Origin of the sequence: Streptomyces sp. PA03-1a, from assembly GCF_033792805.1 — a bacterium.
In the GTDB taxonomy this organism is placed as follows: Bacteria; Actinomycetota; Actinomycetes; order Streptomycetales; family Streptomycetaceae; genus Actinacidiphila.
Genome location: NZ_JARAVO010000070.1, coordinates 1 through 17,425 on the forward strand (window position 1 = coordinate 1; position 17,425 = coordinate 17,425).

Consider the following 17,425-nt stretch of genomic DNA (forward strand, 5'->3'; position numbering starts at 1 on the left):
GTTTGCGCCTGCGGCGGGGGACAGCCCGCCGCAGGCGCAAACAACCTGCACACAACCACCGGGCAGCCCGGCGCAGCCGCCCGCACACAACCACCGGGCAGCCCGGCGCAGCCGCCCGCACACAACCACCGGGCCGCAACCACAACCCCCGGGCACTCGCTACGCGTGCTCGCGCCAGCGGTTCGTGATGGGGAGCCTCCGATCCTTCCCGAACCCCTTCGCGGAGATCTTCGTCCCCGGCGGATACTGCCTCCGCTTGTACTCCGCCGTGTCCACCATCCGCAGCACCTTCGCCACGAGCTCCCCGTCGAACCCGGCGGCGACGATCGCATCGCGCCCCTTGTCCTGGTCGACGTACATCGCCAGCACCCGGTCCAGGACGTCGTAGTCCGGCAGGGAGTCCGTGTCGACCTGGCCCGGTCGCAGCTCCGCGCTGGGCGGCTTGGAGATGGAGTTCTCGGGGATGGGCGGGGTCTGGCCCCGCTCCGCCGCGGCCTGGTTGCGCCACTGCGCGAGGCGGAAGACGGTCGTCTTGTAGACGTCCTTGATGGGCCCGTACGCGCCGACCGAGTCGCCGTACAGCGTGGAGTAGCCGACCGCGAGCTCGCTCTTGTTGCCCGGGGCGAGGACGATGTGCCCCTCCTGGTTGGAGATGGCCATGAGCATCGTGCCGCGCAGCCGGGACTGCAGGTTCTCCTCCGCCAGTCCGGTCAGCCCCAGGGAGCCCATGTAGGCGTCGAACATCGGGGCGATCGGCGCGGTGCGGAAGTTGAGCCCGGTCCGCCGGGCCAGTTCGGCGGCGTCGTCCTTGGAGTGGTCGGAGGAGTACCGCGACGGCATGGAGACGCCGTAGACGTTGGCCGCCCCGACCGCGTCGCAGGCGATGGCCGCGACCAGGGCGGAGTCGATGCCGCCGGAGAGGCCGATCAGCACGGAGCGGAAGCCGTTCTTGGCGACGTACGCCCGCAGGCCGACGACCAGCGCGGTGTAGACCTCCTCGTCGTCGCCCAGCCGCGGGGCCTCGCCGCCGTGCACCTCGGGCTCGTACGCGGGGAGCGGCTCGGCGGAGAGGGTGATGTGCTCGATCTCCAGGCCGTCGTCGGCGATGCCGCCCGGCACCTTGGTGGCGTCCGCGGCGGGCAGGTCGAGGTCGACCAGGACGCAACCCTCCTCGAACTGCGGGGCGCGTGCGATCACCTCACCGTCCTCGGAGACGACGATCGAGTCGCCGTCGAAGACGAGCTCGTCCTGCCCGCCGATCATGGCGAGGTAGGCGAGGGTGCAGCCGGCCTCCTGGGCGCGCTTGCGCACCAGGTCCAGGCGGGTGTCGTCCTTGGCGACCTCGTAGGGGGAGGCGTTGACGGAGAGCAGCAGACCGGCGCCGGCGGTGCGGGTGGCGGGCACCCGGCCGCCGTCCTGCCACAGGTCCTCGCAGATGGCGAGGGCGACGTCGACCCCGTGCACCCGGATCACGGGGAGGGTGTCGCCGGGCACGAAGTAGCGGAACTCGTCGAAGACGCCGTAGTTCGGCAGGTGGTGCTTGGCGAACTTCAGCACGACCTTCCCGCCGTGCAGCACGGCGGCGGCGTTGCGCGGTGAGCCCGCGGGCTGGCCGTAGCGGGGCTGGGCCTTCTCGCTGCGGTCGAGGTAGCCGAGGACCACCGGCAGCTCTCCGAAGCCCTCGGCCGCCAGGCGCTCGGCGAGGGCCTCCAGGGCGGCACGGCTGGCTTCGACGAAGGAGGAGCGCAGGGCGAGGTCCTCCACGGGGTACCCGGTCAGCGCCATCTCCGGGAAGGCCACGAGGTGGGCTCCCTGTTCGGCCGCGTGCCGGGTCCAGCGCACGACCGACTCCGCGTTCCCGGCGAGGTCGCCGACGGTGGAGTCGATCTGATTCAGGGCGAGGCGAAGTTGAGGCACGCCGCCCAGTGTAATCGTCAAACCGACGCGATGTCGTGGGCGACGCCTGTGGGGTCGCGCACTCGGCCCGGGAAGCCGTGGCGGACGGGCCTTTCCGGGGTCGGCCCCCTGTGTCAAGATCGCAAGGGTGCATCACAATGGTGGCGAGGGGTGTCCGGCGGTCCCGGCCGCCGCCGAAACAGACCGGTAACCCCGTGACGTGATACTGGTCTGGCCCTCGCTCGAGCCGGCACGGACAACAGGCCCCCATGACCTGTGAGGTTGGATAGCTATGGATAAGCAGCAGGAGTTCGTGCTCCGTACCCTCGAAGAACGCGACATCCGATTCGTGCGGCTGTGGTTCACCGACGTGCTGGGCTACCTCAAGTCGGTCGCCGTGGCGCCTGCCGAGCTGGAGCAGGCCTTCGACGAGGGCATCGGCTTCGACGGGTCGGCGATCGAGGGCTTCGCGCGGGTGTACGAGTCGGACATGATCGCCAAGCCCGATCCCGGCACCTTCCAGATCCTCCCGTGGCGCGCCGAGGCGCCCGGCACCGCCCGGATGTTCTGCGACATCCTCATGCCGGACGGCTCCCCGTCGTACGCCGACCCCCGCTTCGTCCTCAAGCGGTCCCTGGCCAAGGCCTCCGACCTCGGGTTCACCTTCTACACGCACCCCGAGATCGAGTTCTTCCTGCTGAAGAACCTGCCGCTGGACGGCAGCGTGCCGCTGCCCGCCGACAACTCCGGCTACTTCGACCACACCCCGCAGAACGTGGGCCAGGACTTCCGCCGCCAGGCCATCACGATGCTGGAGTCGATGGGCATCTCGGTGGAGTTCTCCCACCACGAGGGTGCCCCCGGCCAGCAGGAGATCGACCTGCGCTACGCGGACGCGCTGTCCACCGCCGACAACATCATGACCTTCCGCCTGGTCATGAAGCAGGTCGCGCTGGAGCAGGGCGTGAACGCCACGTTCATGCCCAAGCCCTTCAGCCAGCACCCCGGCTCCGGCATGCACACGCACCTGTCCCTCTTCGAGGGCGACCGCAACGCCTTCCACGAGTCCGGCGCCGAGTACCAGCTGTCGAAGGTCGGCCGCTCCTTCATCGCGGGCCTGCTGCGGCACGCCGACGAGATCTCCGCGGTGACCAACCAGTGGGTCAACTCGTACAAGCGCATCTGGGGCGGCGCCAACCGCACCGCGGGCGCCGGCGGCGAGGCCCCGTCGTACATCTGCTGGGGCCACAACAACCGGTCCGCGCTCATCCGCGTCCCGATGTACAAGCCCGGCAAGACCGGCTCCACCCGGGTCGAGGTCCGCTCCATCGACTCCGGTGCCAACCCGTACCTCACCTACGCCGTCCTGCTGGCCGCCGGCCTCAAGGGCATCGAGGAGGGCTACGAGCTCCCGCCCGGCGCCGACGACGACGTATGGGCCCTCTCCGACGGCGAGCGCCGCGCCCTCGGCATCCAGCCCCTCCCGCAGAACCTCGGCGAGGCCATCTCCCTCATGGAGCGCAGCGAACTGGTCGCCGAGACGCTCGGGGAGCACGTCTTCGACTTCTTCCTGCGCAACAAGAAGCAGGAGTGGGAGGAGTACCGCTCCGAGGTCACGGCCTTCGAGCTCCGCAAGAACCTCCCGAACCTGTAGCCGCAGGCCAGCGGGGTCTTCTCGGTACGACCTGATCCGGGCCGGCAGCGCGATGCTGCCGGCCCGGAGTCGTCTCTTTCGCTCTGGGCGGTCTGTGGGCCGTCTGGCGCCGGGTGCGCAGCTTCGTAGAGTCTGTCGACGGCCCGGCGTGTCCGTCCCTTGCTGCTCGGCATCAAGTGCGTGTAGACGCGAAGCGTGAACCCCGCCTCGGTGTGACCCAGGTAGCTGCTCAGGGCTTTGACGTTCTCGCCTGCGTCCAGGAGCACGGAGGCGTAGAAGTGCCGCAGCGCGTGCATGCCGTGCTCGCGCGCAGACTCGTACCGGCCGCCGTCCACAGGGTTGGGGATCAGCCCGGCAGCGGCGAGTGCAGGCTTGCAGGCTCGGGTGTTGAAGTCGGTACGGCGGACCGCCCCGCCACCTGGCAGCGAGAAGAACAGCGGTCTGGGCGTCCGCAGAACTGTCTCCCGCCCTCACGGAAGCTGCACTTGAGGACGCCCGACCTTGGCTCTCTGATTCCGACTGACTGCCGCCAGATCCGGCGGGAAGCTCAGCTCGATGCCCTCGCAGCTCAGCGTCCCCGGTGCACGCGTCACCGTAAACGGACGCTGTACAGCAGCGATGTACAGCAACCTCCGCGCCCACGACCAACCATCACCACCCCCAGGCGACTGGTCGGCGTTCCGGGATCGGGCGTGCCAATGCCGTGCCAGGTGAGGCGGTGCCGAACGGGGACCCGCGGCGAACAGCGGTGACGGGGTCGCTTTGCTGCAGGCAGCGTCCGCCCAGGTGAGGCAGGGTCCGCAGCCTTAGCGTTCCAAACTGGTTGTCCACCGCGACCATAGATGGATGAGGCAGACGACCCTGTCCGCACCCCGGGTCCCGTCCTTTACCGTGCGGGCGACCTCATCGGGCAACAGCCTATGCGGCCGACGTGCACTCCATCCCAGCCCGTGCCCCAGGCGTGCCCGATCGCACGGGAAACCGCGGGGAACCGCGGTGCCATCGAGCACGAAGAAGGGGCACCCCCGTGTCTCGGGGCACCCCTTCTGTCTAGCGCCTTCGTCGGCCTACTGCGGAGAGTGTGGGATTTGAACCCACGGTGACATCGATGCCACGACGGTTTTCAAGATCGATGCGCACCATTTTGTGATTGATGTCCACGGGCCATGGTTGCTGGACTGGCGTGACGTCGTCCAACTCTTGCCGGCGCGTGTCATGATCCGGTGCATGGGAACGCTTTTCGGTTATTACACCGCTGCCGACGATCAAGATGCGGGCCGAGCGGTCGTGCGTGTGGATGGCGAGCCTAGCGGTAGCGGGTACGACGGACTCGTGGTGAAGGGCATTGACCCGACTACCGATCTGCTGACTGTCGAGTTTGTCATCACAGGACGACCCGCAGGCGTGATCAAGTCCGACTCTCGGCACGGCCACGTGGTCGCAACGGTGGGGGGCGGTGAGGTTGTCAGCGTGTCGCTCACTGACGCCTTCCGTGACGCACTCGCAACCATCGATCAAGCGTTTCTAGGCGACGTTGCCTACGGCTGGTCCCGCTCGGCCCGCTTCACGACTCCCCCCGACACAGAACATCTTGTCGACTTCCTCCAGCAGTTGGCGGCCCTCGCGAAGCGAGCCGTCGCTCAGGGACACGGCTTGTACTGCTGGATACGTCAGTAGTCCGCGCGGCGCTCGCCGAGAACGGCATCCTGGACGGTGCACACCCGCACCTTGAGGCCGGGATAGGGGTGGAGGGGGAATCCGTAGCCCTGGTCTGGTCTTATTGTTCGGCGGGTCTTTGACATCCAACGCTGACATCAACGACGGCAGACAACGGCAAGATTGGACGTTCGAGTGCGGGTGAACCGCGGTCAATCAAGGTCGTCGACAAGTGCCGATGCTGCGGCGCAGGCAGCCCGTTGGGGCCGGTCAGGGGGAATCCGATGCCTCTCGTGATTCCCAAGCTCAGTGCTCCGGCCACCGGATATGCGGTGGCCGTCTGACGCGTGGTTCTGTAGCTTGCCCCCATGACCGACAACCGAAGGGGCAATGCCGCGTAGGCGCCCGTCAGCCCTGCGGGGCGACCTCCCTATCCGCCGCTGGAGGCGGCGACGCTACCCGTTCATTGATCGTCTTTCAGGATCTTGCACAGCTGATCTACGTCGGCTAGAGCGGACCCGCTTTTGGCCCGAAGCTACAGAAGAAGCGTTCTGGCACTGGCAGGCTTATGCCGATGGCCCCCTCAGGCAACTTGTAGACCCCCTCTCAGGTCCCGACTGCGGCGTCCATGAGTGCGGGTGTTACGGCGCCGGCTTCCGTGAGCACCTCGAAACTGTGCTTCACGCGCTGCCCAGGAAGAGTGCGCGTGAGTTGCGTGCCCTCGTGCGGGCCCTCGACAGAAAGATTCTGGCAAGGGCCAAGGTCATCCCGGCTGACAGCCTGGACGTGCCATGGTGGGAAGGTCAGCTCTAGGACCATGGCGACCGGCTCGGTTTCCCTCTCATTCAGCCCCGTTCACGGCCGTTCAGTCGAGACTTCCAGCCATCTCCACATCGACAGCCAGCCGCCCATGAACGCAGGTGAACGCCTCCGTACACACCCCACGACCCCACCACCACAGTTGGAAAGCGTGTTGTCTCGGCGTCGCTCGAATCCTGACCCGCTGGAGGCGCTTGTGCTCAGGTCTCGACGCGTACCTGTTCCAGCGCCCACGGCAGTCGCTCGGCCAGTACAGCCCACTCAAAGACCGCCCCTGTCGAAGTGACCACACGCACGATGGCCGTCTGGGGACTCACTGACCAGACTTCCTTGCCGGTGGGCCGCCTTGGGTTCATCGCATTGAGTTCTGTGATCCGGACGACAATCCCGCCCATGGTGATAAGCCCAGGTGACAGCTGCGCGGTGCTGTGCATCCAACGGCTTGACGCCCGGTAGTGGGTGCCGGACAGGACGCGGAGGCCGCATTCGACCTTTCCGTCCTTGGCCAGCCGCTCGCCTCGCCTCTTGATGATGCGGTCTCCGGCCAGACCTCCTAGCAGCCCACCGAGTAGATCTCCCAGCATCGCTCCCCCTTCCAGGCGGTTGTATCGGGAACATGAGCTGTACGCAAGATCGGGGCGGTCCCGGGTGATCATCCGGAAGAAGTGGGAGTGCGCGGTGCAGCAGTGAAGTACAGCAACCCCAGCAACCGGCAGCACTCCCGGCCCTCATAGTGCTCCCCACAGCCTGTATGACCTTCAATGACCGATCTCTACAGAGCTACGGATCAGAAGGTCATGAGGGGGGTGGTGTCGGAGCCTTTCGGCGTCCCGGGACCAGGTCACGTCCGTGGGAGTGGTGTATCGACGGCCACTCGGTGATCTCGTTTTGAGGCTAGGCGGTGAGTGTGGTGGGCAGGGCGGTGTCGTGGGTTTCTGACTCGATCGGGTGGAGGCGGGCTTTGGCCAGCAGGTCGCGGCCCATGTAGCGGCGGGCCTCGGTCCACTCGTCGTTCTGCTCGGCTAGGACCGCGCCGACCAGGCGGATCACGGCGGTGCGGTCCGGGAAGATCCCGACCACGTCGGTGCGCCGTCGGATCTCCTTGTTCAGCCGTTCTTGGGGGTTGTTGGACCAGATCTGCCGCCAGATCTCGCGGGGGAATGCGGTGAAGGCCAGCAGGTCGTGCTGGGCGGCATCCAGGTGTTCGGCGGCCTTGGGGAACTTCTTGTCCAGGGCGTCCAGGACCTGCTTCAGCTGGGTGTGGACTGCGGTGGCGTCGGGCTGTTCGAAGACCGTCCGCAGCAGCGTGGCCACCCACGGCTGGGCCGACTTCGGGACTTGCGAGAGCAGGTTGCGGGCGTAGTGGGTGCGGCAACGTTGCCAACTCGCGCCGGGCAGGACGGCTCCGATGGCGTCGACGAGTCCGGCGTGGGCGTCGGAGACGACGAGTCGGACGCCGTTCAGGCCGCGGGCGATCAGCGAGCGCAGGAAGGCCAGCCAGCCGGCGCCGTCCTCGGCAGTGGCGACGTCCAGGCCGAGGATCTCGCGGTGTCTGTCGGCGTTGACACCGACGGCGACCAGCGCGTGAACGTTGATGATCCGGCCGCCTTCGCGGACCTTCTGGGTCAGGGCGTCGACCCAGACGAAGGTGTAGGGGCCGGCGTCCAGGGGCCGGTTGCGGAACGCGGTGACCTGTTCGTCCAGGTGCTTGGACATGGCGCTGACCTGGGACTTCGACAGCTGGGTGACGCCGAGGGACTCGGCGAGTTTCTCGACCCGGCGGGTGGAGACCCCGAGCAGGTAGGCGGTGGCGACCACCGAGATCAGGGCCTGCTCGGCCCTGCGGCGTCGTTCCAGCAGCCAGTGCGGGAAGTAGCTGCCGCTGCGGAGCTTGGGGATGGCCAGTTCGACGGTGCCGGCCCTGGTGTCCCACTCTCGGGGGCGATATCCGTTGCGGTGGTTGACGCGTTCGTCGCTGACCTGCCCGTATTCGGCGTTGCAGAGGCTATCGGCCTCCGCGGACATGAGCGCGTCGGCAAACGTTTTGACCATCGCGCGCAACAGATCGGGACTCGCCGCAGCGAGGTTCTCCTCGGTCAGAGCGTGCAGGGGCAGACTGTCAGGTGCGGTCATCGTGCTGATCTCCTTCGAGGCTTCGACACTTCGAAGATCAGCCGGTGGCCGTTTGACTATGCGGGCACCAACCCAGACGCCGGAGCAAACCCCCGCATCAGGTCCAACCCGCTACACCACGTCCAAGGACGCAACCCGGGACCACGAGGGTCCGGGGATTCCTATCCGGCCACCCCCCTTGGCCGCCGTGCTCCTCGTCGGAAGCATCGAACCGGCGCATCACTGAGCAGCGAAGATAGCGCCACCCACTGACACCCGGACCCGAAGCCGGGATCCCACGCATCGCCGCACCAGACGAGCACCAGAGCCAGCGGTAATCACCAGTCAACAAAGGTCGCGACACGAGCCGCAGCTCACTCATGACGCAGTCGTCCTCGCAGGTCAGGCTCATGAGCCAGGCCAGGGGCCCGGTGATTCCCGAGCTCAGGGCCCGAGCTGTGCCAGGGCAATGTGCCTACAGCCGACGAGTAGGGATCTCAGTAGGGTAGGCAGAGTACGAAGCAAGAGGCCGGGGAAACATTGCCCAGTTTGCGGGTTCGCCCTTGCGTACGCGCCGTGGGGTGAGAGCGGGGACGTCGCGACCTTCGAGATCTGTGGGTGCTGCGGGATCGAGTTCGGGTACGAGGACTCAACGGACACGGGCCTGATCAACGCCCGCAACGAGTGGATTGCCCAGGGGTACCCATGGATGGGGACCGCCAAGGACAAGCCGGCCGACTGGGATCCAGAGGCACAATTGCGCGAGTCGCTGCCGGTCACGGGGCCCGTGGGTGAGCTCGGCGCCAAATCAACGCAGGATCCGAAGTCGTTCCACTGAGTGTCTAACTGCGCTACAACCACCCCGCACCGAGGCGCACAACCACGGACGTCTGCGGACCGTTCTCGCAGCTCAGGAAGAGTGCAGTCCCAGGTCACGCGGTCGCGCGCATTGCTTCGGGACGAAGAGGCCGCTCCGTTACGAGGACGCGGGGTGCATGCTCTACCTGGGCGGAGCTGATCCCATTCGAGTGGAACCGGTCAAGGACTGAGGCGGGACGCACCGGGTTCCAGCACCACCTGGACCAGCATCGCGCAGTCCAGGGAGACAGGTCATGACCCAAACTCAGCGACGTCGCGCCCGCAGTTCGCGTCGAGGAGCGCGTGCCACACGCGTGCCACGTCGGGCGGGACCATGCGGGGAATTACGGGGAACGGCGGCGACACCGCCGCATTGCCGCAGTTCAGGGCCTACCCGGGTGAGGCGTGGCCGGAGCCTCAGCGTTTCAGACTGGGGCCACGTACTTCTCTACGTCTTGGCGATGTAGAGAAGCGCATGGGCGAAGCCCGGCCATGTGGTCGCGTCGGGGGGACCGATGTGTACACGCCGTGTGATGGCCGACCGGGCTTCGGGGCCGCCTTGCAGGAAGCCGTCGAGGTCGCCGGCTATGTCGTCCAGATCCTCGAGCACTTCGGGTGTCTCTCTGCGTATTGCGGCATGGATGACGACCTCACCTTGCCGAGGCTCAACAGCCAGCCCTAGGAGATCTGGGCCGATCAGCCGCAATGCGGCCTGCCCTGTCATGAGCAGGAGGTAGTTCCGGCGAAGCAGCGCACGTTCTTCTCCGTCACTCAGGTCGGGTTTGTAGTACTGCTGAGCCGGGTGCGCCATGTGCTCAGAGTAGCGAGGTGCTCCGGTGCGGCAGGCCGAGGCGACAGCAGCGACGTACGGCAACCACGACGACCCTAGCCATCCTTGATGGGGCTTGAGTAACTATCCGATGTGCCTGGCAGTCCTCAGCGACCGTCGAGAGGGGCATCAGCGCTCGTACAGCTCTGTTGCACACCTGGCGCGTGAGATCATCCGTGGATGGCAGACGCACAGCTACCCCCGGGTTGGACGCTTCAGCGGATCCGCGACGTGTCCGGCGACCAAGAGGCAGTTGTCCTGGACCCACACCGGGCAGTGAAGTGGGTCGCCTCCGACGCCCACGATGTGCTGCACCCGGAGATCGTTCTCGGGTTCCACAGCCTGTGCATCGTGAAGCCTGTCGATGATGACGACTGGTACATGGGCAGCCTGTACGACGACGGCAGCATCGACTGTTGGACAGCCTACGGCGATCTCTATGAGGCGCTACGCGGCCTGTAGAGGGATGCGGGCTGAATGTCCAACTGCGCGACAAACCGCCACGAACGGCCGCGGATCAGGTTAGGTGCCGGGAAACCCACTCCACCATCGACCGCTAACCGCAGGCCACAGAGCTGCGTGGCCAGGTGACCTGAAGCAGGAGTGGGAGGAGTACCGCTCCGAGGTTCACGGCCTTCGAGCTCCGCAAGAACCTCCCAAGGACGATGCGATCCGGCCCGGCGTCGTCCCACGGCCTGCTCGGTACAGTACGAGCGGCCCGCACCTGGGAGGGACTGTGAACGCCGAACAAAGTGACCGCATTTGGCGCATGGCCATCGACGCGGCGCGGCGTGGGCACCTCGACAGCCTCCGCACGAGTGTCGAGACCAAGCTCTTCGATCGCAATCGCCCCGATCATCGGGGTATGACGCTCCTGCACCACGCTGTTGCAGCCGAGATCGAACGGGCCTGGTCCGAGCGTAGGGGTCGGGCATACGTTGACTGCGTCGCTTACCTGCTCATCGCCGACGTGGACTTCACCGTTCGTGATGTGGAGGGCCGCACGGCCGAGGACATTGCTTCGATGAACGGCCACTGGCTGGCAGAGGGGCTGCTGCGCGCGTGGGCGCGGCTCCACGGCGCTGGACTGCCATCCGAGATCTCATAGAGGTAACCTGGGCCGTCACTGGCCCATCCGCAGGGACCCATCCGGGAAGCTCACCGCCGTCGCTCCGTACGGGGGTAGCGCGGTCGGGCCGCGCACGGCACGGTGCGCGGCCATCGCGCTGTGTACGTCGGGGCAGCCGCGTGAGGAGGACACTGATGCCATGGCCCTACCCAAAACGCATCATTGCTCTTCCTGCTCGGACGGTGGCGCGCAGGAAGAGGTCATCCACGAAGACCTCGTCGTCGGAGCACCGCTGTCCATGGAGGATCTCACCGAGGCGCAGCGCCTGGACCGGTTCGCCCGCAAGTACGCCCACGATGGTTGCCAGGTCAGAGAAGTCCGACGAGTCCCACACGACTGCCTGAGCGGCTACGCGTGGTCCGTCCGCTTCGTCGAGAGTTCCTGACCACGGCGCGTCGGCGGCGCCCGCCGGGCGACCGGCGGCCACTGATGACACAGGCGTGCCGCGAGCGTCGCAGCCGGGCAGGGGGCGAAACGCCTCGCCCCCTGCCCGACTTCCGTGCGGTCGTGTCTCAGCTCGCCCGGCCCTGACCCGTGGTCATGACCAGTCGGTCGGTCAGGAGATCAAGAACTTCTCCCAATCTCCGACGGAGGTCGAGCGTGCCCGGAACATGCCGTAGCCGGAGCCCGTGTAGGCCAGCTCGGTCGAGGAGTTGGGACGGCGGTTCGACACGGGCTTCGACCCCGCCCAGAGCCTCTCCGCGAGCGACGAGGAGATGACGCTGCCGGACGGATTGCTCCTGGTGGCGAGCGCGCAGGGCTCCCCGGTGGGGTGCGGGGCGCTCAAGCTTCACCCCGAGACGCGGATCGCGGAGGTGAAGCGGATGTGGGCATCCCCGGACGTTCGCGGCCTCGGCTTGGGCCGCCGCATCCTCGGGCGTCTCGCCGACGAGGCGGTCCTCCGCGGGATGCGGACGCTGCGACTGGAGACGAACCGCACGCTCGCGGAGGCCAGACGCCTCTACGAGACTGCGGGATTCGTGGAGGTCGAGGCGTTCAGCACCGAGCCGTACGCGCACCACTGGTTCAAGCGGAACCTCGAACGCTGACACGACTGCTCCGCCCGGGCGTGACCACGGCCGTACCCGCACGCTGCCGGGGCGGTGGCCTACTCGACCGCCGAGCCCCCGTTTCCGTGCCGCGCGAAGTGGTCCGTCAGCGCGTCGAGGACGGCCTGGACCGCCGGGGAGGTCCAGCGGCCGCGCCGGCGGACGAGCTGGACGGGCACGTCGGGGAGGCCGGGCCCGGGGACGGCGGTCAGGGTGCCCTCGCGCAGGGCGGTGCGGACGGTGGCGCGGGGGAGGACGCCGAGCCCGAGGCCCGCGGCCACGCAGGTGCGGGCGGCCTCGCTGCTGCCGAACCGGGTCAGCCGCGGCCGGGCGTCGCGGACGCCGAGGAGTTCGCGCGCGACGCGGTCGCTGTAGGAGCAGCCCTCCTCGTGGAGGAAGAAGGTCTCCCTGGCGAGTTCCGCCCAGGTGACGGGCCGGTCGAGCGCGGCCAGCGGGTGGCCGGGGGCGGCGATGAGGACCAGCGGTTCGGCGGCGAGCGGGCGTGCGGTCATGTCGGCAAGGGCGACCTGGTCCTCCAGCAGCAGGGCGACGTCGAGCCGCCCGGCCCGCAGTCCCTCCACGGCCGCGTCGCTGCCCGCCGGGTGGAGGTGGACGTCGATGCCGGGGTGGGTGCGCCGCAGGGCGGCGACGATCCGGGGCACGTGCGTCGAGCAGAGCGTGTCCCCGGCGCCGAGGACGACGGTCCCGCCCGACCGGGCGTCCCCGGCCGCCGTGCCGCGCAGGCGCGTCTCCGCTTCGAGGACGCCCTCGGCCTCCGTCATCAGGCGCCGTCCGGCCCCGGTGAGCTGTGCGCCGCGCGGCATGCGGTCGAAGAGCCGTACGCCCAGCTCCTTCTCCAGGGACTTGATCTGCGCCGTCACGGTGGACTGCGACAGGTGCAGTTCGGCGGCCGCGCCGGTGAAGTTCCCCGTCCTCGCCAGGGTGAGGAAGGTGGTGAGCAGTCGGGTGTCCACGGCTCGACCGTAACCGCTGCGATCGGTCCCATCAATCGTGGTGATGAAGAACCATCGTTTCTGTCAATGGAACCCGGTGTGACAGCGTGGACGGCATGACACCTGGGACCCGCACCGACGTGCTGCGCTACACCGCCTTCAGTTCCGACCCTGCGGGCGGCAATCCGGCCGGCGTCGTCCTCGACGCGTCGGACCTCGACGAGGAACGGATGCTCGCCCTCGCCGCCGAGGTCGGCTACTCCGAGACGGCGTTCGTCACGGCCGCGGACCCCGCCCGCCGGCGGTTCACCCTCCGCTACTTCAGCCCCCTCGCCGAGGTCGACTTCTGCGGCCACGCGACCGTCGCGACCGCCGTCGCGCTGGCGGAGCGCATCGGCCCCGGTGAGCTGGTCTTCGACACCCCGGCTGGGGAGATTCCCGTGCTGACGGCCGGTGACGAGGGGACGCTGCACGCCACGCTCACCAGCGTGCCGACCCGCTCACGCCCGGCCGAGGACGCCGAGCTGGACGCGGCGCTCGCCGCGCTGGGCTGGGAGCGGGGCGAGCTGGACCCCGCGCTGCCGCCGCACGTGGCCTTCGGAGGGGTCCACCACCTGGTGCTGGCCGCCGCGGAGCGGGCCCGGCTGGCGGACCTGGCGTACGACTTCGACGCCCTGGCCGGCGTGATGCGCCGCCACGGGTGGACCACGGTGCACCTGGTGTGGCGGGAGGCCGCGGACCGCTTCCACGCCCGCGACCCCTTCCCGGTGGGCGGGGTCGTCGAGGACCCGGCGACCGGCGCGGCCGCGGCGGCGTTCGGCGGTTACCTGCGCGAGCTGGACCTGGTGCCGGAGGCGGCCCGGGTGGTCGTGCGGCAGGGCGAGGACATGGGCCGCCCGAGCGAGCTGCTCGTGGGCGTCGACCCACGGGACCCGCGCGTCCGGGTGACCGGCCGGGCGGTGCGCCTGGGCCCGCCGGCGGTCACGGGGGCTGTCTGATCCACCCGATGGAGCGCTCGACGGCGCGCTGCCAGTTCTCGTACTCGGCGTCGCGGTGCCCCGGGTCCATGTCGGGCAGCCACTGCCCGGCGCGGTGCCAGTTGTTCCGCAGCACCTTCAGGTCCGGCCAGTAGCCCGAGGCGAGACCGGCGGCGTAGGCGGCGCCCAGGGACACGGTCTCGGCGACCATGGGGCGGACCACGGGGACGTCGAGGACGTCGGCGATGAACTGCATCAGCAGGTTGTCCGCGGTCATGCCGCCGTCGACCTTGAGCTCCTTCAGCCCGAGTGAGGAGTCGGCGTTCATGGCGTCGACGACCTCGCGGGTCTGCCAGCCGGTGGCCTCCAGGACGGCCCGGGCGAGGTGCCCCTTGGTGATGTACGAGGTGAGGCCGACGATGACGCCCCGGGCGTCGCTGCGCCAGTGCGGGGCGAAGAGACCGGAGAAGGCGGGCACGATGTAGCAGCCGCCGTTGTCCGCGACGGTGAGGGCGAGGGTCTCGATCTCCGGGGCGCTGCTGATCAGCCCGAGGCGGTCGCGGAACCACTGCACCAGCGAGCCGGTGACGGCGATCGAGCCCTCCAGGGCGTAGACCGTCGGCTGGTCGTCGATCTTGTACGCGACGGTGGAGAGCAGCCCGTGCCGCGACCTGATCATCGTGGTCCCGGTGTTGAGCAGCAGGAAACTGCCGGTCCCGTAGGTGCACTTCGCCTCGCCGGGGGAGAAGCAGGTCTGGCCGAAGAGCGCCGCCTGCTGGTCGCCGAGGGCGGCGGTGATGCGGACCCCGGGCAGGACCGTCCGGGCCGCGCCGTAGTTCTCGGCGGAGGCGTGGATCTCCGGGAGCATCGCGCGGGGGACGCCGAAGAAGTCCAGCAGGTCCTGGTCCCAGGTCAGCGAGTGGATGTTCATCAGCATGGTGCGGCTGGCGTTGGTGGCGTCGGTGATGTGCAGACCACCGTCGACCCCGCCCGTCAGGTTCCAGATCAGCCAGGTCTCCATCGTCCCGAACAGCACCTCGCCGTCGCGGGCGCGCTGCTCCAGCCCGCGCACCTCGTCGAAGAGCCAGCGGATCCGCGGCGCGGAGAAGTAGGTGGAGGGCGGCAGGCAGCAGCGCTCCAGGAAGAAGTCGTCGCCGGGGTCCTTGCGCAGCCGCTCGACGAGCGGCGCGGTGCGGGTGTCCTGCCAGACGATCGCCCGGCCCAGCGGTACGCCCGTGCTCCGGTCCCACAGCACGGTCGTCTCCCGCTGGTTGGCGATGCCGATCGCGGCGACCTCCTCCGCCGCGATCTCGGCGGAGGACAACGCCTGCGGCACGATGCGCTCGAGGTTGCGCCAGATCTCCAGGGCGTCGTGCTCGACCCAGCCGGGCCTGGGGAAGTGCTGCTGGTGCTCGCGCTGGGCCACCGACACCAGGCGCCCCCGGTGGTCGAACAGGATGCATCGGGTGGAGGTGGTGCCCTGGTCGATGGACATCACATACCGTTCAACCATGATCGGGGCCTGCTTTCCGATGCTTTCCGACGCGTTCGCTGTGCTCGGGGTGTCCGGTGCCCGGGCGGGCCTCACCAGCGGGCGGCGCCCAGGTCTCTGGAGATCGCCCGCGCGGCCTCGCGGAGCAGCGTGACCAGGGACGCCAGCGGGCGGCCCTTGCTGTCGCAGATCCGCTCGACCGGGCCGGACAGGCCGATCGCGCCCACGACGAGGCCGCCCGACCCGCGGATCGGCGCCGAGACCCCGGCCTCGCCCATCGACATCTCCTGCACCTCCGGCGCCCAGCCCTGCTCGCGGACGTCGGCGAGGGCCCGGGTCAGGTCCTCCGGGACCACCAGGGTGTGCCGGGTGTACGCCTCCAGTTCCTCCTTCAGCAGCGGCTCCAGCGGTGCCGCCCCGTACGCCAGCAGGACCTTGCCGAGCGAGGAGGCGTGCAGCGGCAGCAGGGCTCCGACGTCGAGCGTCTGCAGGCTGTCGTCGGGCCGGAAGACGTGGTGGACGACGAGCACCTGGCCCTCCAGCGGGGTGCCGAGGCGTACCGCCTCGCCGCTGCGGGCGGCCAGCGCGTCGGCCCAGTTGATCGACCGGGACCGTAGTTCGTTGACGTCCAGGTAGCTGGTGCCCAGGTGCAGCAGGGCCGCTCCGAGCTGGTACTTCCCGGTCGCCGGGTCCTGCTCGACGAAGTCCACGTGCTGGAGGGTGCGCAGGATGCCGTGGGCGGTGCCCTTCGCCAGCCCGAGCGAGCCGGCCACTTCGCCCAGCCCGAGCCGGCGGGGACCGCCGGCCAGGAGCCTGAGGATCGCCGCCGCCCGTTCGATGGACTGGAGCGGGCCGGCCATACGTCGATGCTATCCCCGGCGACCACGATGGGCATCAGCGCGTTTCCGCAGGTCGTTCGGCCTCTGAGGGCAGCGTTCGATAATGACGACCCCGATTCATTGACCCGGGATGTCCTGTCTCGGAAGCTTTCGTGCAGGTCCGGGAGTCCACCCGGCAGGACTCCCCGGGAGGAGGACACCATGGCGGCACAGCCCGAGACGATGCCGCAGCGCGAGGACGTGCACGTCTGCGCGCTGTCGCACATCCCCGGCGCCCTGTCCGTCGTGCGCCGGAGGGTACGGGGCGTGCTGGCGGAGTGGGAGCTGCGCGCGGAGGTGGCCGAGGACGCGCTGCTGGTGATATCGGAGCTGACCACGAACGCGATCGTGCACGCCGACGGCCCCGCGTCCCTGCGCATCTGCTGGACCGAGGTCGAGGGGCGCAGCGCCCTGCACATCGAGGTGACCGACTCGGGCCCGTCGGCCCGACCATGCATGCCGGGGGGATCCACCGACCCGGACGAGCACGGCCGGGGCCTCGGCATCGTGGGCGCCCTCTCCACACGGCACGGCATCCGTGCCGACTGCGCCGGTTTCACCCGCTGGGCGGACCTGGTCACCGCCTGAGCCGCCGCCGGCGGGACCGGACCGCCGCCCGGGCCCGGGGCGGGCGGCGGGTCGTTCCGCGCGGCGCGCCGGGGGCGGGCTTACGGTGCCGCTCATGGCACTGAGCATTCGCAACCAGATCGACGGCAAGATCGCCTCGGTGGTCCCGGGCGAGGTGATGGCCGTGGTCACGGTGCGCCTCGACGGCGGGGGACCGGACTTCACGGCGGCCGTGACCGCCGAGGCCGTGCGGGAGCTCGGCATCATCCCGGGCGGCGGGGTGACCGTGCTGATCAAGGCGACGGAGGTCTCCCTCGCCACGGCCCCGGTGCAGGGCATCAGCATCCGCAACCGGGTCCCCGGGACCGTCACCGCCGTGACGCCGGGCGAGGCCATGGCGACCGTCCGGATCGGCTTCGCGGGCGGCCGCGAGCTGACCGCCGTGATCACCCGGGAGGCCCTCGACGAGCTGGGCGTCGCCGAGGGCGCCGCGGTCGTCGCGCTGGTCAAGGCGACCGACGTGTCACTGGCGACCTGAGCGGACGAGGGGCCCCGC

General features: G+C 69.0%; 17 protein-coding genes and 1 pseudogene. 10 read left to right on the top strand and 8 right to left on the bottom strand.

Annotated features, from left to right (window positions below; translation table 11 throughout):
- Positions 1-159 precede the first annotated feature (159 nt).
- The gene (locus PV341_RS17735; RefSeq protein WP_500358313.1) at positions 160-1,917 is read right to left on the bottom strand and encodes an NAD+ synthase; all 1,758 of its coding nucleotides are present in this window, start codon (positions 1,915-1,917) and stop codon (positions 160-162) included.
- A gap of 271 nt (positions 1,918-2,188) precedes the next feature.
- Here PV341_RS17735 and glnA2 point away from each other — a divergent pair, with 271 nt between their 5' ends.
- Positions 2,189-3,550 (top strand): gamma-glutamylpolyamine synthetase GlnA2, encoded by a 1,362-nt coding sequence (gene glnA2, locus PV341_RS17740; protein WP_500322275.1) that lies wholly within the window; start codon positions 2,189-2,191, stop codon positions 3,548-3,550.
- Between the two features lie 80 nt (positions 3,551-3,630).
- Here the strand turns inward: glnA2 and PV341_RS17745 are convergent.
- Positions 3,631-3,987, bottom strand: a pseudogene (locus PV341_RS17745) (site-specific integrase); the annotation flags it as partial.
- A 790-nt stretch (positions 3,988-4,777) separates the two neighbouring features.
- Between PV341_RS17745 and PV341_RS17750 the strand changes: the two are divergent.
- On the top strand, positions 4,778-5,227 hold the full coding sequence (locus PV341_RS17750; RefSeq protein WP_500322276.1) for a hypothetical protein: 450 nt from the start codon (positions 4,778-4,780) through the stop codon (positions 5,225-5,227).
- Between the two features lie 998 nt (positions 5,228-6,225).
- Here the strand turns inward: PV341_RS17750 and PV341_RS17755 are convergent.
- Together PV341_RS17755 and PV341_RS17760 are read right to left on the bottom strand one after the other, a co-directional pair.
- A complete protein-coding gene (locus PV341_RS17755) occupies positions 6,226-6,681 on the bottom strand; it encodes a hypothetical protein (RefSeq protein ID WP_500358314.1) in 456 nt (151 codons plus the stop codon).
- Between the two features lie 238 nt (positions 6,682-6,919).
- Positions 6,920-8,158, bottom strand: coding sequence for an IS256 family transposase (locus PV341_RS17760; protein WP_500358315.1), 1,239 nt, complete (start codon positions 8,156-8,158; stop codon positions 6,920-6,922).
- A gap of 688 nt (positions 8,159-8,846) precedes the next feature.
- On the opposite strand from PV341_RS17760, the gene PV341_RS17765 reads away from it, so the two are divergent.
- Positions 8,847-8,975, top strand: coding sequence for a hypothetical protein (locus PV341_RS17765; RefSeq protein WP_500358316.1), 129 nt, complete (start codon positions 8,847-8,849; stop codon positions 8,973-8,975).
- 468 nt (positions 8,976-9,443) lie between these two features.
- On the opposite strand, the gene PV341_RS17770 is transcribed toward PV341_RS17765, so the two are convergent.
- Positions 9,444-9,806: a hypothetical protein gene (locus tag PV341_RS17770; protein WP_500358318.1), complete on the bottom strand. Its 363-nt coding sequence runs from the start codon at positions 9,804-9,806 to the stop codon at positions 9,444-9,446.
- 198 nt (positions 9,807-10,004) lie between these two features.
- On the opposite strand from PV341_RS17770, the gene PV341_RS17775 reads away from it, so the two are divergent.
- The 4 genes from PV341_RS17775 (at position 10,005) to PV341_RS17790 (ending at position 12,002) form a co-directional block, all read left to right on the top strand.
- Positions 10,005-10,286: a hypothetical protein gene (locus PV341_RS17775; protein WP_500322279.1), complete on the top strand. Its 282-nt coding sequence runs from the start codon at positions 10,005-10,007 to the stop codon at positions 10,284-10,286.
- Between the two features lie 274 nt (positions 10,287-10,560).
- Complete coding sequence (locus PV341_RS17780) at positions 10,561-10,932, top strand: ankyrin repeat domain-containing protein (RefSeq protein WP_500322280.1); 372 nt, start codon at positions 10,561-10,563, stop codon at positions 10,930-10,932.
- Positions 10,933-11,092: 160 nt separating this feature from the next.
- The gene (locus PV341_RS17785) at positions 11,093-11,338 is read left to right on the top strand and encodes a hypothetical protein (protein ID WP_499511519.1); all 246 of its coding nucleotides are present in this window, start codon (positions 11,093-11,095) and stop codon (positions 11,336-11,338) included.
- A gap of 268 nt (positions 11,339-11,606) precedes the next feature.
- Positions 11,607-12,002 carry a GNAT family N-acetyltransferase gene (locus tag PV341_RS17790; protein WP_500358319.1) on the top strand — a complete coding sequence of 132 codons (396 nt, stop codon included), beginning with the start codon at positions 11,607-11,609 and terminating at the stop codon, positions 12,000-12,002.
- Positions 12,003-12,061: 59 nt separating this feature from the next.
- Here PV341_RS17790 and PV341_RS17795 read toward each other — a convergent pair whose 3' ends face one another.
- Positions 12,062-12,976 carry a LysR family transcriptional regulator gene (locus PV341_RS17795; protein WP_500322282.1) on the bottom strand — a complete coding sequence of 305 codons (915 nt, stop codon included), beginning with the start codon at positions 12,974-12,976 and terminating at the stop codon, positions 12,062-12,064.
- Between the two features lie 95 nt (positions 12,977-13,071).
- Here PV341_RS17795 and PV341_RS17800 point away from each other — a divergent pair, with 95 nt between their 5' ends.
- Positions 13,072-13,953 (top strand): PhzF family phenazine biosynthesis isomerase, encoded by an 882-nt coding sequence (locus PV341_RS17800; protein ID WP_500358321.1) that lies wholly within the window; start codon positions 13,072-13,074, stop codon positions 13,951-13,953.
- On the opposite strand, the gene glpK is transcribed toward PV341_RS17800, so the two are convergent.
- Together glpK and PV341_RS17810 are read right to left on the bottom strand one after the other, a co-directional pair.
- Positions 13,937-15,445, bottom strand: a complete 1,509-nt coding sequence (glpK, locus tag PV341_RS17805; protein WP_500322286.1) for a glycerol kinase GlpK — start codon at positions 15,443-15,445, stop codon at positions 13,937-13,939. The genes PV341_RS17800 and glpK overlap by 17 nt on opposite strands.
- A 71-nt stretch (positions 15,446-15,516) precedes the next feature.
- Positions 15,517-16,284: an IclR family transcriptional regulator gene (locus PV341_RS17810; RefSeq protein WP_500322288.1), complete on the bottom strand. Its 768-nt coding sequence runs from the start codon at positions 16,282-16,284 to the stop codon at positions 15,517-15,519.
- Between the two features lie 180 nt (positions 16,285-16,464).
- Between PV341_RS17810 and PV341_RS17815 the strand changes: the two genes are divergently transcribed.
- On the top strand, positions 16,465-16,890 hold the full coding sequence (locus tag PV341_RS17815) for an ATP-binding protein (protein ID WP_500322289.1): 426 nt from the start codon (positions 16,465-16,467) through the stop codon (positions 16,888-16,890).
- Between the two features lie 94 nt (positions 16,891-16,984).
- The gene (locus PV341_RS17820; protein WP_500358323.1) at positions 16,985-17,407 is read left to right on the top strand and encodes a TOBE domain-containing protein; all 423 of its coding nucleotides are present in this window, start codon (positions 16,985-16,987) and stop codon (positions 17,405-17,407) included.
- The last annotated feature ends 18 nt before the right edge of the window (positions 17,408-17,425 follow it).

Bases quoted from the DNA above. Each gene is read 5' to 3' on its own strand.
- glnA2 (WP_500322275.1), top strand. From the start codon at position 2,189: ATGGATAAGCAGCAGGAGTTCGTGCTCCGTACCCTCGAAGAACGCGAC.
- PV341_RS17750 (WP_500322276.1), top strand. From the start codon at position 4,778: ATGGGAACGCTTTTCGGTTATTACACCGCTGCCGACGATCAAGATGCG.
- PV341_RS17755 (WP_500358314.1), bottom strand. From the start codon at position 6,681: ATGATCACCCGGGACCGCCCCGATCTTGCGTACAGCTCATGTTCCCGA.
- PV341_RS17760 (WP_500358315.1), bottom strand. From the start codon at position 8,158: ATGACCGCACCTGACAGTCTGCCCCTGCACGCTCTGACCGAGGAGAAC.
- PV341_RS17765 (WP_500358316.1), top strand. From the start codon at position 8,847: ATGGGGACCGCCAAGGACAAGCCGGCCGACTGGGATCCAGAGGCACAA.
- PV341_RS17770 (WP_500358318.1), bottom strand. From the start codon at position 9,806: ATGGCGCACCCGGCTCAGCAGTACTACAAACCCGACCTGAGTGACGGA.
- PV341_RS17775 (WP_500322279.1), top strand. From the start codon at position 10,005: ATGGCAGACGCACAGCTACCCCCGGGTTGGACGCTTCAGCGGATCCGC.
- PV341_RS17785 (WP_499511519.1), top strand. From the start codon at position 11,093: ATGGCCCTACCCAAAACGCATCATTGCTCTTCCTGCTCGGACGGTGGC.
- PV341_RS17800 (WP_500358321.1), top strand. From the start codon at position 13,072: ATGACACCTGGGACCCGCACCGACGTGCTGCGCTACACCGCCTTCAGT.
- glpK (WP_500322286.1), bottom strand. From the start codon at position 15,445: ATGGTTGAACGGTATGTGATGTCCATCGACCAGGGCACCACCTCCACC.
- PV341_RS17810 (WP_500322288.1), bottom strand. From the start codon at position 16,284: ATGGCCGGCCCGCTCCAGTCCATCGAACGGGCGGCGGCGATCCTCAGG.
- PV341_RS17815 (WP_500322289.1), top strand. From the start codon at position 16,465: ATGGCGGCACAGCCCGAGACGATGCCGCAGCGCGAGGACGTGCACGTC.
- PV341_RS17820 (WP_500358323.1), top strand. From the start codon at position 16,985: ATGGCACTGAGCATTCGCAACCAGATCGACGGCAAGATCGCCTCGGTG.